This is a genomic window from Microlunatus sp. GCM10028923 (genome assembly GCF_042666975.1).
Lineage (GTDB): Bacteria > Actinomycetota > Actinomycetes > Propionibacteriales > Propionibacteriaceae > Microlunatus.
Genome location: NZ_JBHTFF010000025.1, coordinates 1 through 15,111 on the forward strand (window position 1 = coordinate 1; position 15,111 = coordinate 15,111).

At 69.4% G+C, this 15,111-nt stretch carries 11 protein-coding genes; 7 read left to right on the plus strand and 4 right to left on the minus strand.

The window, feature by feature from the left end; translation table 11 throughout:
- Positions 1-825 precede the first annotated feature (825 nt).
- Positions 826-2,313 carry an IMP dehydrogenase gene (guaB, locus tag ACFQU4_RS36635; RefSeq protein WP_377501892.1) on the plus strand — a complete coding sequence of 496 codons (1,488 nt, stop codon included), beginning with the start codon at positions 826-828 and terminating at the stop codon, positions 2,311-2,313.
- Here the strand turns inward: guaB and ACFQU4_RS36640 are convergent.
- Together ACFQU4_RS36640 and ACFQU4_RS36645 are read right to left on the minus strand one after the other, a co-directional pair.
- Positions 2,295-3,656: a cryptochrome/photolyase family protein gene (locus ACFQU4_RS36640; protein ID WP_377501895.1), complete on the minus strand. Its 1,362-nt coding sequence runs from the start codon at positions 3,654-3,656 to the stop codon at positions 2,295-2,297. The genes guaB and ACFQU4_RS36640 overlap by 19 nt on opposite strands.
- 21 nt (positions 3,657-3,677) lie before the next feature.
- A complete protein-coding gene (locus ACFQU4_RS36645; RefSeq protein ID WP_377501897.1) occupies positions 3,678-4,730 on the minus strand; it encodes a DUF4037 domain-containing protein in 1,053 nt (350 codons plus the stop codon).
- Between the two features lie 52 nt (positions 4,731-4,782).
- Between ACFQU4_RS36645 and ACFQU4_RS36650 the strand changes: the two genes are divergently transcribed.
- Positions 4,783-5,199, plus strand: a complete 417-nt coding sequence (locus tag ACFQU4_RS36650) for a helix-turn-helix domain-containing protein (protein WP_377501899.1) — start codon at positions 4,783-4,785, stop codon at positions 5,197-5,199.
- 34 nt (positions 5,200-5,233) lie between these two features.
- Positions 5,234-5,641, plus strand: coding sequence for a VOC family protein (locus ACFQU4_RS36655; protein ID WP_377501901.1), 408 nt, complete (start codon positions 5,234-5,236; stop codon positions 5,639-5,641).
- On the opposite strand, the gene ACFQU4_RS36660 is transcribed toward ACFQU4_RS36655, so the two are convergent.
- Both ACFQU4_RS36660 and ACFQU4_RS36665 read right to left on the minus strand, forming a co-directional pair.
- Complete coding sequence (locus ACFQU4_RS36660; protein WP_377501903.1) at positions 5,625-6,218, minus strand: hypothetical protein; 594 nt, start codon at positions 6,216-6,218, stop codon at positions 5,625-5,627. The genes ACFQU4_RS36655 and ACFQU4_RS36660 overlap by 17 nt on opposite strands.
- Positions 6,215-6,736: a DUF1697 domain-containing protein gene (locus ACFQU4_RS36665; protein ID WP_377501904.1), complete on the minus strand. Its 522-nt coding sequence runs from the start codon at positions 6,734-6,736 to the stop codon at positions 6,215-6,217. The genes ACFQU4_RS36660 and ACFQU4_RS36665 overlap by 4 nt, the downstream gene beginning before the upstream one ends.
- Before the next feature lie 418 nt (positions 6,737-7,154).
- Here ACFQU4_RS36665 and ACFQU4_RS36670 point away from each other — a divergent pair, with 418 nt between their 5' ends.
- The 4 genes from ACFQU4_RS36670 to ACFQU4_RS36685 all read left to right on the plus strand — a co-directional run bounded on the left by ACFQU4_RS36670 (position 7,155) and on the right by ACFQU4_RS36685 (position 15,106).
- Positions 7,155-9,008 (plus strand): acyl-CoA dehydrogenase, encoded by a 1,854-nt coding sequence (locus tag ACFQU4_RS36670; protein WP_377501906.1) that lies wholly within the window; start codon positions 7,155-7,157, stop codon positions 9,006-9,008.
- Between the two features lie 230 nt (positions 9,009-9,238).
- Positions 9,239-10,027: a hypothetical protein gene (locus ACFQU4_RS36675; RefSeq protein WP_377501908.1), complete on the plus strand. Its 789-nt coding sequence runs from the start codon at positions 9,239-9,241 to the stop codon at positions 10,025-10,027.
- Positions 10,024-10,452 (plus strand): hypothetical protein, encoded by a 429-nt coding sequence (locus tag ACFQU4_RS36680; RefSeq protein WP_377501910.1) that lies wholly within the window; start codon positions 10,024-10,026, stop codon positions 10,450-10,452. Before ACFQU4_RS36675 ends, ACFQU4_RS36680 begins: the two co-directional genes overlap by 4 nt.
- 397 nt (positions 10,453-10,849) lie before the next feature.
- Positions 10,850-15,106, plus strand: a complete 4,257-nt coding sequence (locus ACFQU4_RS36685; protein ID WP_377501912.1) for an ExeM/NucH family extracellular endonuclease — start codon at positions 10,850-10,852, stop codon at positions 15,104-15,106.
- The last annotated feature ends 5 nt before the right edge of the window (positions 15,107-15,111 follow it).

Below are 15,111 nucleotides of genomic sequence, written 5' to 3' on the forward strand. Positions count from 1 at the left end.
CTCCGAACTCAACGCCCGACCCCGCCAAACCCTCGACTGGCGCACCCCAGCAGAAGCACTCAACCAACTACTGTCGAACCCAACAGATCCAATCGGTGTTGCAACAACCGCGTGAATCCGCCGCCGATTTGCCGGTCAAGCCGTCCACTCGGCGAAGCCGCCGCACTTTCTGCAGATCACCGGCGGGAGTTGGTGCGGTCTGTCGGGTCGAGCCAGAAGGTAGATCGCAGCCGCCCTCGATCACCGCAACCGACCGCGTCAGCCTCGGGCCCCGGGTGTGCTTCTCGAATCCGGCCCAGCCGGCAGCACTCCAGACCCGGCTCACTCCTGGCATCACTCCGGGCCGACCCCACTCAAAGCCCCCGGCCCACCGCGCGGACCCGACCCGACCGCCGCGCCTCTCGGCCCCCGACCCGCCCGCAGCATTCGTACTCCCACCGCCGGCAGACCCTCCAACCGCGACCCACCCGCCACGCGCCTCGGACCCGCCGCACCCGCACCGACCCACCCGCCGGCAGGGACCGGGCCCGCACCTCGACTGGCGGCATCACTGGGGACCTGGCCAACCCATAGCCCCGCCCGGAACCGCGGGCCATCGGCAGCACCCGGAAGCCCGCCCCGACTCGCCCGCAGCATCCAGAACCCCGGCCCACCCGCTGCACCCGCTCGGCCGAGCCCGCCGGCCGAACGAGCATCAGCCGCACCCTTCCCACCCCCTGACCGACCCGGCACTTCCGCAGCGACACGCCGCCAGAACGCCTGCTTTTGTGCCGGGTCAGCGGGGTAGTAGTTGTTAGTGCTACTACGGTTCGGTTAAGCTCGCGCATGGACAAGTTGAATTGGGGACTGACCTTCGACGACGTACTGCTGCAGCCAGGGGAGTCGGAGGTGATTCCGTCGCAAGCGGACACCCGGTCTCAGGTGTCGCGGAACATCTCGCTCAAGGTGCCGTTGCTGAGTTCGCCGATGGACACGGTGACCGAGGCTCGGATGGCGGTGGCGATGGCGCGGGTCGGCGGGCTCGGGGTGATCCACCGCAACCTTCCGCTGGACCAGCAGGCTCGGCAGGTGGATCAGGTGAAGCGGTCCGAGGCGGGCATGATCGACGATCCGGTGACCATCTCGCCGGAGGCCAGCCTGCGCGAGGTCGAGGAGTTGTGCGCGCATTACCGGATCTCCGGCGTCCCGGTGGTCGATGCGGACGACCGGCTGGTCGGCATCGTGACCAACCGTGACCTGCGGTTCGAGACCGATCCGCTGCGCCGGGTCGGTGAGGTGATGACGCCGATGCCGTTGATCACGGGGCGGGTCGGCATCGGGCGTACGGAAGCGCTCCGGCTGCTCTCCGCGCACAAGATCGAAAAGCTGCCGCTGGTCGACGACCATGATCGACTGCGCGGGCTGATCACGGTCAAGGACTTCGTGAAGGCGGACCAGCATCCCGACGCGACCAAGGACGAGCAGGGCCGGCTCCGGGTCGCGGCCGCGGTCGGGTTCTTCGGCGACGCCTGGGAACGGGCGATGGCGCTGATCGACGCCGGGGTCGACCTGCTGATCGTCGACACCGCGCACGGACACACCCGCGCCGTGCTGGACATGATCAACAAGCTCCGGGTCGAGCCGCGAGCCGATCACGTAGACATCGTCGGCGGCAACGTCGCGACCGCAGCCGGAGCTCGGGCCCTGGTCGAGGCCGGCGTGGACGGGATCCGGGTCGGCGTCGGCCCGGGGTCGATCTGCACCACCCGGGTCGTGGCCGGGGTCGGGGTGCCACAGGTGACGGCGATCAACGACGTCGCCTCGGTGGCCGGCCCGACCGGCATCCCGGTGATCGGCGACGGCGGCCTGCAGTATTCCGGGGACATCGCCAAGGCGGTCGTGGCCGGTGCCGACACGGTGATGCTCGGGTCACTGCTGGCCGGTTGCGACGAGAGCCCGGGCGAGTTGATCTTCGTCAACGGCAAGCAGTACAAGACGTATCGCGGGATGGCCTCGCTGCCGGCGCTGTCCGGCCGGGGCCGCAGCGGCTCGTACTCGAAGGATCGCTACTTCCAGGGCGACGTGACCGCCGAGAACGATCTGGTGCCGGAGGGCATCGAGGGCCGGGTGCCGCACCGCGGGCCGGTCGCCGCCGTGGCGTACCAACTGGTCGGCGGGCTGCGCCAGTCGATGTTCTACGCGGGCACCGCGACGATCCCCGAGCTCAAGGAGCGCGGCCGCTTCGTCCGGATCACCTCGGCCGGACTCCGCGAGTCCCATCCGCACGACATCCAGCTGACCGCCGAGGCGCCGAACTACTCCGGCCGTTCCTGAGCCGCGCGGGCCAGCCGGTAGCGGGTCAGCGCCACCTCGCGTTCCTCGGCATGATCAACGATCCGTTCCGGATAGCCGTCCGCGTAACCGTCGCCGGCCCGCCACGGTTCGTGGACCGCAGCGCCGGCGAGGTGGCGCAACTCCGGCACCCAGCGCCGGACGTAGTCGCCGTCCGGGTCGAACCGCTTGGCCTGGGTGACCGGGTTGAAGATCCGGAAGTACGGCGCCGCGTCGGTCCCGGTGCCGGCCACCCACTGCCAGCCGTGGTTGTTGGAGGCCAGGTCGCCGTCCAGGAGTTGATCAAGGAAGTACCGGGCGCCGACCGGCCACCAGACGTGCAGGTCCTTGATCAGGAAGCTCGCGGTGATCATCCGCATCCGGTTGTGCATCCAGCCCTCCGCGGCCAGCTGCCGCATCGCGGCGTCGACCGCCGGAAAGCCGGTCCGGCCCTGCTTCCAGGCCGTGATCAACTCCGCGGCGTCGTCGGGATCCGCGTAGTCCATCGCGGCCAGCTCGGGGCGCAGGTCCCGCCAGGCCGACTGGGGCCGGTGCCAGAGCACGTCGGCGTAGAACTCGCGCCAGCACAGCTCGGCGACGAACTTCTCCCGGCCCGAGGTCGACGGCCCGGCAGCGACGTCGGCGAGCAGGGTGCGCGGGTGCAGTTCGCCGTACTTCAGCGGGATCGACATCCGGCTGGTCGCGTCGAGGTCCGGCCGGTCCCGCTCGGCGTCGTAGCGGTCGATCGCCTCCTCGAGATAGCGCCACCACCGCGCCAGCGCCCGCTCCTCACCGGCGTCATGGTCGGCCGGATCGGGAAGCCGACGGTGCGCCGGATCGACGTCCGAACGATGCCAGGTCGGCTCGATCCCCGGCGCGGGCGCGGGCCAGCCGTGGTCCCGCCAGGCCCGGTGGAACGGCGTGAACACCTGGTACGGCCCGCCGCTGCCGGTCCGGACCAGCCCGGGCCCGATCGCGTACGGGCTCCCGGTCATGATCAACTCCAGACCGGACTCGGCCAGCAGGTCGCCCACCCGCCGGTCCCGCCTCCGACCGTACGGGGTGCCGTCCGCGCTGACGTGGACGCGCGTCGCGCCGACCCGGCGAGCGGCGGCCCGTACCTCGACCGCGGGATCGCCGGTCCTGATCTCCAGCGCGCCGCCGGTGGCGTCGCGAAGGGCAGCGACCGAGGCGAGATAGCGGTCCCGGCGCCGGCCCGCGGTCCGCAGCAGCGCCGGGTCGAGCACCACCAGGGGCAGCACCGCACCGTCCTCGGCGGCCCGGCCCAGGGCCGGATGATCACCCAGCCGCAGGTCCCGCCGGAACCACATCACCGCAACGCTCATCCGGCCAACCTAGTCGGCGGGTCAGCGAGCAGAAGAGCCAAGGACCCTACCCGCGGCGGCGTCACGGAGACCATGATCATTGAGCGCGTCGGTGCTGTCCAGGTACTGGTCCGCGGCACCGACCCGGGGCAGGCGGCGCAGCTCCGGGTCGGCGATCGACTCGATCAGCGCGCCGCTGTACCGCCCGCCCTCCGGGACCAGGAACGGCCGGGTGTGGAACGGGACCAGGGCCGGCTCGACCGGCGCGGTCAGGCCGAGCGCGTTGTGGGCGCGCCCGATGGCCAGGTAGGCCTGGTTCAGCAGCCGCTCCCGGTCCGGCCAGTCCCGCGCGGTGAGGGCGCCGGCGAGCAGCGGCTCGACCTCCGCCGCGATCGGCAGCCGGCGGAAGGCGGTGCCCAGCCATTTCGGGTACGGCGGGTAGCGCCGCTCCATCAGCAGGCACAGCTTGATCACGTCCCGGGCCAGCCGGGCCGCGATGATCATGGAACCGACGTCGTCGCCCACCTCGGCACAGCGCCCGGGGAAGGGTTCCTCCTGGCTGATCCGCATCCACTGACAGGCCAGCAGGTACCGCCACACGTCGTCCGGATACCAGGCCAGCGCCTGCCGGACCCGGCCCAGCTCGCCGGATTCGTCGTGGAAGACGGCGCCGCCGGTCACTTCGGCCAGCAGCTGCCCTGGTGCGCCGAGCCAGTCCCGGATCCCGATCCCGGCCCGGGGATCGAACCCGAGCCGCCAGCGCAGCCAGTCGCCCAGCCCGTTGATCACGACCCGGTGATCACCTTCCGGGAACGTCGTCGGGAACCCGCGGAACTGCTCCGGCAGCCATGCCCCGACGGCCTTCCGGACCTCCGCCGTCCGGTCGGCTTGATCATCGGGGAGGAAGATCAACAACCGCGGTCCCCAGTCATGATCGGTGGACCGCTCGGTGTCGTACCCGAGCACTTCGGAACCGGGACCGATCAGTCCCGCCGCGTACGGCAGCCCTGGGAAGTCCGCGGCCAGCCCGTGGCCGACCACGTCCTCGTACAAGAGACGGGAGAGTTCGATCCCGGGCAGGAAGGCTGGCGGCACCGCCCAAGTGTGGCCAGGCTGTCACCGATCCGTCCACGGGATTTCCGGCAGGATGGCCGTTGTGAACCAGGCCGCCGAGGACACCAACCGGCGGATGCTGCGTGCCCGGGACGCGATGGACCGCGGTTACGCCGAACCGCTGGACATCCCGGCGCTGGCCCGGCTGGCGCACGTCTCGGAGGCGCACTTCATCCGTACGTTCCGGGCCACGTTCGGCGAGACGCCGCACCGCTATCTGCAGCGGCGCCGGGTGGAGCGGGCGATGCGGCTGCTCCGGGAGACCGACCGCAGCGTCACCGACATCTGCCTCGAGGTCGGGTTCAACAGCCTCGGCACGTTCAGCCGGACCTTCCGCGACATCGTCGGCGAATCGCCGACCGAGTTCCGGCGCCGGATCGTCGGGCTGCCGCCGATCGTCGCGCCGACCTGCTTCGCCAAGGCCTGGCTCCGACCGAGCAGTTTCGGATAAGCATCCGCACGGTCGCGGACCTTAGGTTCGAGGCATGTTCAACGCCATCACGATTTCCTCGATCTTCGTCCTCGACCAGGACGAGGCCCTCGCCTTCTATGTCGACAAGCTCGGCTTCGAGGTCCGGACCGACCAGGACCTCGGCTTCATGCGCTGGCTCACCGTCGGCGTCCCCGGCCAGCCGGACCGCGAGCTGCTGCTGGAGCGGCCGGGCGCCCCCGCGCACGACGACAGCACCGCCGAACAGGTCCGCGAACTCGTCACCAAGGGAGCCGGCGGTGGCTGGATCGGCCTGGCCACGGACGACATCCACAAGACGTACGAGGAGCTGACGGCCAAGGGCGTCGAGTTCACCGAGCCGCCCACCGAGCGCCCGTACGGAATCGACTGCGGACTGCGCGACCCGTTCGGCAACGCGATCCGAATCAACCAGGCGAAGTAGTGGTCCCGGGCGACCGGCGGCCGGCCACCCAGGTCAGCCAGCCGGTCGCCAGCCCGATCAGCAGCACGGTGATCACGCCGCGCGGGGCGTAGATGTGACTGTTCAGGAACGAGACCGACGCCCCGACCAGGATCAGGCCGGGGATCAGCGCCGGACCCCGGACCCGCCGGAAAACCAGCGCCGCGACCAGCAGCGCCGCCGCCAGGAACGCGATGCTGCCGACCCAGCCGAGGCTGTTGCCGACCTCCAGCAGCCAGTGATCGACATCCCCGCGGACCTGGTTCCGCTGCACCGCGATGCCGGCGCCGATCCCGGCGACCGCGTCCAGGGCGCCGTAGTAGACGACGTACAGGAAGATCAACGCCGCGAGCAGGATCCGGGCCCAGCGCGGCGCGGTCCAGCCCGGGATGAGCAGGGCCAGCCCGAGCAGCGGGAAGATCGGGACCAGCCAGACATGCAACGTGATCCAGTGGCCGGCCGTGGCGGGCGCGAGGTCGTGCGGGTGGACCAGTCCGATGCCGGCCAGGACCAGGCCGGGCAGCGCGCCGGCGATCGCCGGGACCAGGCGGGCCGTCATGTCAGAAGCTCCACCAGCTTCTGCACCGTACGCAGATTGCGCCCGGTCGCGGTGACCCCGATGGCCTTGTCACCGGCGCCGGCGAGCTTGCTCCGGCCGATCCCGTCCCGGTAGTCCACGACGACCTCGTCGCCGACCACCGCGACCGGCTCCGCGTCGGTCGCCAGCCGGGCCATCCGGTCCAGCACGTCGGGCGGCGGTGCGGTCGCGCAGAAGTTGATGATCAGCCGGGACGGGTCGGCGTCCGGGAACGGGTTCGCGGCCAGCACCGCCCGGAGTTGATCAACGGTACGGACGACGACCGGCACCTCGAAGCCGAACCGTTCGGCGATCGCGGGCTCCAGCAGCTTCCGTACCGCCTCGGCCTCGTGATCGCTCGCGATGATCAGATTGCCGCTGTTCAGGTGCGTCCGGACGTCCTCGAAACCGGCCGCCTCGGCGACCTCGCGCAGCTCGGCCATGGCGACCTTGCGCCGGCCGACGTTGATGCCGCGCAGCAGCACTGCGTAACGCGTCATGGGCCCATCGAACCACGGCCGGCCGGTCGACCCGCCGAAGTCTGGACGATCATCAAGATTTCGCTTGTACGGCAGCAAGACGGGACTAAGTTCCCCTACCGCGACGGGTCGCCGAAACCTAGAATGTAGCTCTCTCTTCTGCCGGGTATCTCCCCGGAATCCGGCAGGTCAGGAGTGTGAATCGGCGAAGCTCGTAAGACCGCACTCAACCCCACCTTCTGTGGCCCGTGTGGCCGAGCTACCCGTCCGTGCTGATCACACCCTGATTCGAGAGAGTGACGCCGGGTGGGGCCCTGGTGCCCCACCCGGCGAATCATCCTCGAACCATGTCTTCGGATCGGTTTGGCTTGCGATGGTTACCGGCGAGTAGCATACTTCTGGTTACTGGCGGGTAACTTCGGTCCTGGCGAGGAGTCCCATGGCGCACTACAAGTCCAATGTCCGCGACATCGCGTTCAACCTGTTCGAGGTGCTGCACACCGAGAAGGTGCTCGGCACCGGCTCGTACGCGGAACTCGATCAAGAGACCGCCGAGGCCATGCTGGCCGAGGTCGACCTGCTCGCGCGGACCAAGCTGGCCGAGTCGTTCGTCGACGGCGACCGCAATCCGCCCGTGTTCGACCCGGTGACCCAGACGGCGCCGCTGCCCGAGTCGTTCAAGAAGTCGTACCAGGCCTACATCGACTCGGACTGGTGGCGCGTGGTGCTGCCGGAGGAACTCGACGGCCAGCCGACGCCGCCGAGCCTGGCCTGGGGCCTGGCCGAGATGGTGCTCGGCGCGAACCCGTCGATCTACATGTACGCGGAGGGCCCGCACATGGGCTACGCGGTGTGGCGCAACGGCACCGAGCGGGACAAGAAGATCGGCAAGCACATCGTCGATCGGAAGTGGGCCGCGACGATGGTGCTGACCGAGCCGGACGCCGGCTCCGATGTCGGCGCCGGCCGGACCCGGGCGGTTCCGCAGCCGGACGGCTCGTGGCACCTCGAGGGCGTCAAGCGCTTCATCACCGGCGGCGAGCACGACCTGACCGAGAACATCATTCACCTCGTGCTGGCGCGGCCGTACGGCGTCGAGGGTGAGGGTGGGCCGGGCACCAAGGGGCTCAGCCTGTTCATCGTGCCCAAGTATCACTTCGATCATGAGACCGGCGAGCTGACCGGGGAGCGCAACGGCGTCAACGTCACGGGCCTGGAGCACAAGATGGGGCTCAAGGTCTCCAACACGTGCGAGCTCACCTTCGGCGACGGCGACACCCCGGCCAAGGGCTGGCTGCTCGGCGAGGTGCACAACGGCATCAAGCAGATGTTCGAGATCATCGAGCACGCCCGGATGCTGGTCGGCACCAAGGCCATCGCAACCCTGTCCTCCGGCTATCTCAACGCGCTCGAGTACGCGAAGACCCGGGTCCAGGGCCCCGACCTGGCCAAGGCCACCGACAAGGCCTCGCCGCGGGTGACGATCGTCAACCACCCGGACGTCCGGCGTTCGCTGATGACCCAGAAGTCCGCCGTGGAAGGGATGCGGGCCCTGGTGCTGTACGCGGCCAGCATCCAGGACCGGGTGGCGGTCGCGCGCTCCGAAGGCCGTACCGACGAATTGGCTGAGCGGCTCAACGACCTGATGCTGCCGATCGTCAAGGGCTACGGGTCGGAGCGTTCCTGGGTCCTGCTCGGCACCGAGTCGCTGCAGACCTTCGGCGGCTCCGGCTTCATCGCCGACTTCCCGCTCGAGCAGTACGTCCGCGACGCCAAGATCGACACGCTCTACGAGGGCACCACCGCGATCCAGGGTCAGGACCTGTTCTTCCGCAAGATCATCAAGGACCAGGGCAAGGCGCTCGGCGCCCTGTCCGCGGAGATCGGCGGCTTCGCGGCCGGCCACGACGAAAATGGGCAATTGAAGGAGGAGCGCGAGCTGCTCCAGAAGGGCCTCGAGGACGTCGGCTCGATCGTCGCCGCGATGATCACCCGGCTGCAGTCCTCCGCCGCCGGCGAGCCCCGCGACCTCTACCAGGTCGGCCTGAACACGACCCGCCTGCTGATGGCCGCCGGCGACCTGATCTGCGCCTGGCTGCTGCTGCGCGGCGCCGAGGTCGCCCTGCAGGCCCTGGCCGGCAACGTCTCCGACGCCGACCGTGCCTTCTACGAGGGCAAGGTCGCCGCCGCCCGCTGGTTCGCCCGGACCACGCTGCCCCGACTGACCGCCGAACGAACCATCGCCGAGCAGACCGACAACGCGGTGATGGACCTTCCCGAGTCGGCCTTCTGAGCCGACCGCCCGGACCGCACCGAGCGGGGCGATTCGTACTTCCTTCATCCCCCCGAAGTGAAGGAACCGCCCCGCTCGGTGCCCCGGTCTGAACCGATGGAGCAGTGGCGGGGCTCCTCTGTCGCTCGTATCGTCATCGCATGCGGATCGACCGACCGTCGAGTCGGCCAGAGGATTCCGGCGAGAGTCCCAGCCGGCCGCCCGAGGACGCGCGACCAGGTGCCTCGGAGTTGCTGGACGACAACGGACTGAACCCGGCCGAGTACATCGCCGCGTGGAACAGGAAGGTGGAATCCGGGGAGGCCGACAAGGAAGAGGCCACTGCGGAGCAACCTCGCCGGGATGTTGACTTACGGGATTCCAACGGCATGACTGCGGCTGAGTTGCGCTTCCTGCGCAACAAGCCGATTGACGAAGCCGAGGCCAAGACCGCCGAGGCTGACACTGGCGACGTCGAACCTCGGCGGTCCGTCGTGACCGACGCCCAGGGGCGTACAGGTGCCGAGATCCGATTCCAGGCGGCCAAGCGTGCCGAGGAGGCTGCCAAGGCGAAGGCTCTTGCTGAGGCAGCTGCCGATGAGCCGGAGACCGCTAACGAGGGGCATGATCAGGAGGAAGGGGACCTGCCGGATGCGATTCGTGCGGCCCGTGATCAGCCCAGGGAGTTCGCCGAACAGCGTGCCGCCGAACTCCAGGCGCTCCTTCCGGAGGCGCGGCGTGGACGCATCACGATGGGGGTCGGCGTCGGCACCGACACGGGCGGCGGAGCCCGAGTAGTGATCGGCACGAGCGAAGACAACGGCTACCTGCGCAAACCGCTCCAACTGGCTGCAGGCGAGGAGATCGCCGAGGGCCGAGGCCATGCAGAGACGTCGATCCTTGACCACATGGATGCAAGAGACATCCGCCCATCGCACATCGCAGCGGGTCGCCCCATCTGTCCGCCCTGCGCCGATAGGGTTGCCGCCGCCGGCGCTGAGCCTGCGAGCCCACTGAAGAACGCGAAGGAGGACCAATGACGACGCGACTCGACAGTGTCGAGGGCGACTTGGCCGATCGGATTCGGGCCGCGTCACCGGAACGGCAGCGTGCCGCGGTGGCTGCCGCTGCCGAGTTCGTGATCGGCGCTACCGGCGTCTCGGGCGACGGAGTCGCTGACGCGCTGAACGCGTTGCAGTCGGGCACGGCCGATGCGGACAGGCAACGGCGGTTGGATCAGCTTGCGGAGCGCTTGGACGATGAGGCGTTCGACTTGCAAGACGCGGGCCGAGATGAGGAGTACTCGGCCCGGTTCGCTCAGGCGCGCGCCGTGTCGGCGCTGGCCTACGCGTTCGACCCCGACGCAGAGACCGCAGCGTTGGACGGAATCTACGAGGCGCGGGCCACCGCGCCCGACGGCCAACGCGACGGGATCATTGCGGCGGCGGCGGAACAGCTCCGATAGGACCACTGCGTTTAGGACCACTGCGTTCGGCAGGCCCGACGATCAACAGCTGTCCCGTCTGGGCTCGAAGGATCCGGCTGATCCAGACCCTCGTACCGTCCGAGTGACACAAGATTGCATCTCAACGCCCCGCCGAAGCCGAGAAATCGATCTCCTCTGGCGTTGAAGTGCAATTCCGTGCCACTCGCGCTGGGCCACGGCGGCGGGACCCGGGTGCAGGTGACGTCTGCGCGAATTTCTTCGGAGTGGGTTGCGAACCGGGGCAGGTCGCGAGAGGTTGTCTCCCGGGGAATTCCGCGCCCAGTTGCGGGTGCGTTGGCGGACTCGGAGGAGAACCTAGGTGCAGGTGTCAGGTCACGGCCGCAGGATTCGGATCACGCTCTCATCGCTCTTGGCCGTGGCGCTGGCCCTGGGCCTGTTCCTGACCGCACCACCGGCCCACGCGGCCGAGCCGGTCGCGATCGCCGAGATTCAGGGCACGGGTGACGGCACCTCGCTGGGCGGGCAGGAGGTGACCACCCAGACCTCGGTCGTGACGGCGGTCTATCCCAAGGCGGACAACGGGTTCAACGGGTTCGTCATCCAGACGCCGGGCTCCGGCGGCGAGGACAAGGATCCGGCTGCGGCGTCCGACGCGATCTTCGTCTACGCGGGCAATGTCGCGTTCGACGTCAAGGTCGGTGACGCCGTGACGGTGACCGGCACCGCCGGTGAATACAAGGGGCTGACCCAGCTCGCGCTGAAGTCGGTGACGGTCGCCGAGGCCGAGGCGGAGTTGCCGCAGCCGGTGACGACGGCCTGGGCGGACACGGCGAAGAACCGCGAGAACTTCGAATCGATGCTGTACGAGAGCGACGAGGAGTTCCTGGTCAGCGACACCTACCCGCTGCTGGCGTACGGCGAGCTGGGGCTGACCGCCGGCGACGCGCTGCCGGTGCAGCCGACCGACGTCGGGGCGCCCGGGTCGGACGCCGCCGCGAAGCAGGCCGCGGCCAACCTGGCCGGCCGGGTCAACCTCGACGACGGCACCAACCGCGGCACCGCCGGGCAGACGCTGCCGTACCTGAAGACGGGCGAGGGCGTCACGGTCGGCGACACCCTGGAGCTGACCGAGCCGGTGATCATCGACTGGCGTAACGACAAGTGGAAGCTCAACCCGGCCGGACCGGTCGAGGCGGGCGACGAGCCGGCCAAGATCAACGCGGGCGAGGCGCCGGCGGCGCCGAAGCCGGAGGGCGACTTCTCGATCGCGTCGTTCAACGTGCTCAACTACTTCACCACCACCGGCCAGGGCCGGACGGACTGCGTCGGCGGCAACGAGTCGCTCGACGACACCTTCAACGTGACCTTCGACTGCGACGTCCGGGGTGCCTGGGACGCCGACGACCTGGCCCGGCAGCAGGCCAAGATCATCACCGCGATCAACGAGCTGGACGCGTCGGTGGTCGGGCTGATGGAGATCGAGAATTCGGCCAAGCTCGGCGAGGACGTGGACGAGGCGACCGCCACGCTGGTCGACGCGCTGAACGAGGCCGCCGGCACCGACAAGTGGGCCTTCGTACCGTCCTCGACCCAGCTGCAGCCGGTCGCCGACCAGGACTTCATCACCAACGCGATGATCTACCAGCCGGCCGAGGTGAAGCTCAACGGCAAGGCGTACGCGCTCGGCTCGGCGGCCGGCGACGACGGCGCGTTCGGCAATGCCCGGACCCCGATCGCGGCCAGCTTCACCGCGGCCACGGGCGGCGAGCCGACCCTGGTGGTGGTGAACCACTTCAAGTCCAAGAGCGGTTCCGGCGCGACCGGCGACAACGCGGACACCGGCGACGGGCAGGGCGCCTACAACGGCGACCGGGTCCGGCAGGCCGAGGCGCTGGTGGACTGGCTGCCGACGCTGCGCCGGACGACCCGGGCGAACTCAGTCGCGCTGGTCGGCGACTTCAACTCCTACACGCAGGAGGACCCGATGCGGGTCCTCTACGAGGCCGGGTTCGCCGGGGCGGCGCCGGCCGACCAGTACTCTTACAACTTCTCCGGGCTGGCCGGCTCGCTCGATCACATCCTGGTCAACCGGGCGCTGGCGCAGCGGAAGACCACGGCGGCGGTCTGGAACATCAACGCCGGCGAGTCGACCGCGCTGGAGTACTCGGAATACCGCGCGACCAAGATCGACTACTACACCGACGACGCCCGCCGGGCCAGTGATCATGATCCGGTGATCATGGGAGTTACGTCGGCCCGCGGGGCCACCCCGAAGGTCGCGGCCGCCGGTGAGCTGACCCTGCTCAACCTGAACGACTTCCACGGCCGGATCGCCGAGGAGTCGCCCAACACGGTCGCCCTGTTCGGTACGGTCGAGCAGCAGCGCGAGCAGGCCGGCGAGGACAACACGCTGTTCCTGACCGCCGGCGACAACATCGGCGCCTCGCTGTTCGCATCGTCGATCCAGAAGGACCAGCCGACGATCGACGTCCTGAACGCGGCCGAGCTGGCCGCCGCTGCGGTCGGCAACCACGAGTTCGACCGCGGCTTCGCGGACCTGACCGACCGGGTGATCAAGAACGCCGACTGGACCTACCTCGGCGCGAACGTCTACCGCAAGGGCACCACGACGCCGGCGCTGCCGGAGTACGCGACGTTCGAGAAGGCCGGCCGGACGGTCGCGGTGATCGGCGCGGTCACCGCGGAGACCCGGTCCCTGGTGTCGCCGGACGGCATCGCCGACCTCGACTTCGGGGATCCGGTGGACGCGGTGAACCGGGTCGCGAAGAAGCTCAGCGACGGCGACGAGTCCAACGGCGAGGCGGACGTGATCATCGCCGAGTACCACGAAGGGGCCGTCGAAGGCGAGCCGAACGGGACCCTCGAGGACGAGGTGTCCAAGGGCGGCGCGTTCGCCAAGATCGTCAACGAGACCTCGGCGAAGGTGGCCGCGATCTTCACCGCGCACACCCACCAGGCCTACGCCTGGGACGGTCCGATCCCGGGTGTCGCGGGCAAGACCCGGCCGATCCTGCAGTCGGAGTCGTACGGCGCTCTGCTCGGCAAGGTCACACTGCGCTTCGACGACGCCGGCGCGGTCGCCTCGTACACGGCGGAGAACCTGGAGATCACCGAGACGCCGAACGACGAGTTGATCACCAAGTACCCGCGAGTCGCGAAGATCAACGAGATCGTCACCGACGCCCTGGCGAAGGCCGACGAACTGGGCAGCAAGGTGATCGGCGAGGCCACCGCGCCGATCACCCGCGGCACCGTGGCCACCGACGAGGGACCGCTGGAGGACCGGGCGGCCGAGTCGACGATCAGCGACCTGGTCGCCACCATGTTCCGCGAGCAGCTCGCCGATCCGCAGCGCGGCGGCGCCCAGATCGGGATCCAGAACGCGGGCGGCAACCGGGCCGATCTGGACCAGGGCGACATCACCTACTCCGAGGCGGCGGCCGTGCTGCCGTTCGCCAACACGCTGGTGACGCTGGACCTGACCGGTGAGCAGTTCAAGACGCTGCTGGAGCAGCAGTGGCAGACCAACGCGGACGGTTCGCCGTTCACCGGGTCGAGGCCGTACCTGCAGCTCGGACTCTCCGACAACGTCAGCTACACCTACGACGAGTCGCAGGCGTGGGGCAAGCGGATCACGACGATCATGATCGACGGGAAGCCGTACGACCCCGCCGCGACGTACCGGATCGGCACGGCCAGCTTCCTGGCCGCCGGCGGCGACAACTTCCACGTCCTGGCCGACGCCGCGGACAAGCGCGACTCCGGGCTGATCGATCTTGATTCCTGGACCGAGTACGTGCAGCAGGCCTCGCCGCTGACCCCGTCGTACGCCAAGCGCGGCGTCGCCCTCGGCGGCATCCTGCAGCAGCTCAGCCGGGCCGACTACTCGGTCCTGCAGGTCGGCAGCGCCGACCGGACCACCGGCGGGCCGCTGAACACGCTCGACTTCACCGGGCCCGAGGCACCGAAGAACACCAAGCTGACTGCCAAGATCAACGGCAGCACGGTCGGCACCGCCACGGTCCTGGACGGAGTGGCGAAACTTCGGATGGACATCCCGGCCGACTTCCCGATCGGCGCGTCGACGCTGGTGATCACGGCCGAGCCGACCGGGACGACGATCAGCTATCCGGTCACGATCTACAACAATCCGGACGAGTTCGACCCGAAGATCAAGATGCCGGCCGAGGCCTCCCCCGGCGAGCGGATCAAGCTCGAGTTGTATCAGTTCGAGCTGAATGGCGACACGATCAAGATCAGCCTGGTCCGTGGTGACGCCCCGAACGACAGCGAAGCGGTGCCGCTCGGCTCCGTCGATCCGGACGAGAAGGGCAAGGCGACCGCCTGGGTGACGATCCCGGAGGACACCGAGCTCGGCCCGTACGTGATGGTCGGGTCGGACGGCAAGTCGCAGGCCCGGACCAGGTTCATGATCGTCAAGGGCTCCGACGAGCCCGGCCCGGGCAACGGCGGCGAGAACCCCGGCGACCCCGGCGAGGACCCGGGTGACGGCGGTGAGCTGCCGGACACCGGTTCCGACATCGGCGTCTGGCTGTTGATCGTGGCCGGGATCGCGGTCGTCGGCGGCGGCACGTTGTTGATCATCTCGCTGGTCCGGAAGCGGGTCGCCGCGAACAAGTCGGCGTCCTAGCCACG

What these genes read in the sequence shown, in the direction of transcription:
- ACFQU4_RS36665 (WP_377501904.1), bottom strand. Translation starts at nt 6,736, where the DNA reads ATGACGCGTTACGCAGTGCTGCTGCGCGGCATCAACGTCGGCCGGCGC.
- guaB (WP_377501892.1), top strand. Translation starts at nt 826, where the DNA reads ATGGACAAGTTGAATTGGGGACTGACCTTCGACGACGTACTGCTGCAG.
- ACFQU4_RS36660 (WP_377501903.1), bottom strand. Translation starts at nt 6,218, where the DNA reads ATGACGGCCCGCCTGGTCCCGGCGATCGCCGGCGCGCTGCCCGGCCTG.
- ACFQU4_RS36640 (WP_377501895.1), bottom strand. Translation starts at nt 3,656, where the DNA reads ATGAGCGTTGCGGTGATGTGGTTCCGGCGGGACCTGCGGCTGGGTGAT.
- ACFQU4_RS36670 (WP_377501906.1), top strand. Translation starts at nt 7,155, where the DNA reads ATGGCGCACTACAAGTCCAATGTCCGCGACATCGCGTTCAACCTGTTC.
- ACFQU4_RS36655 (WP_377501901.1), top strand. Translation starts at nt 5,234, where the DNA reads ATGTTCAACGCCATCACGATTTCCTCGATCTTCGTCCTCGACCAGGAC.
- ACFQU4_RS36650 (WP_377501899.1), top strand. Translation starts at nt 4,783, where the DNA reads ATGGCCGTTGTGAACCAGGCCGCCGAGGACACCAACCGGCGGATGCTG.
- ACFQU4_RS36680 (WP_377501910.1), top strand. Translation starts at nt 10,024, where the DNA reads ATGACGACGCGACTCGACAGTGTCGAGGGCGACTTGGCCGATCGGATT.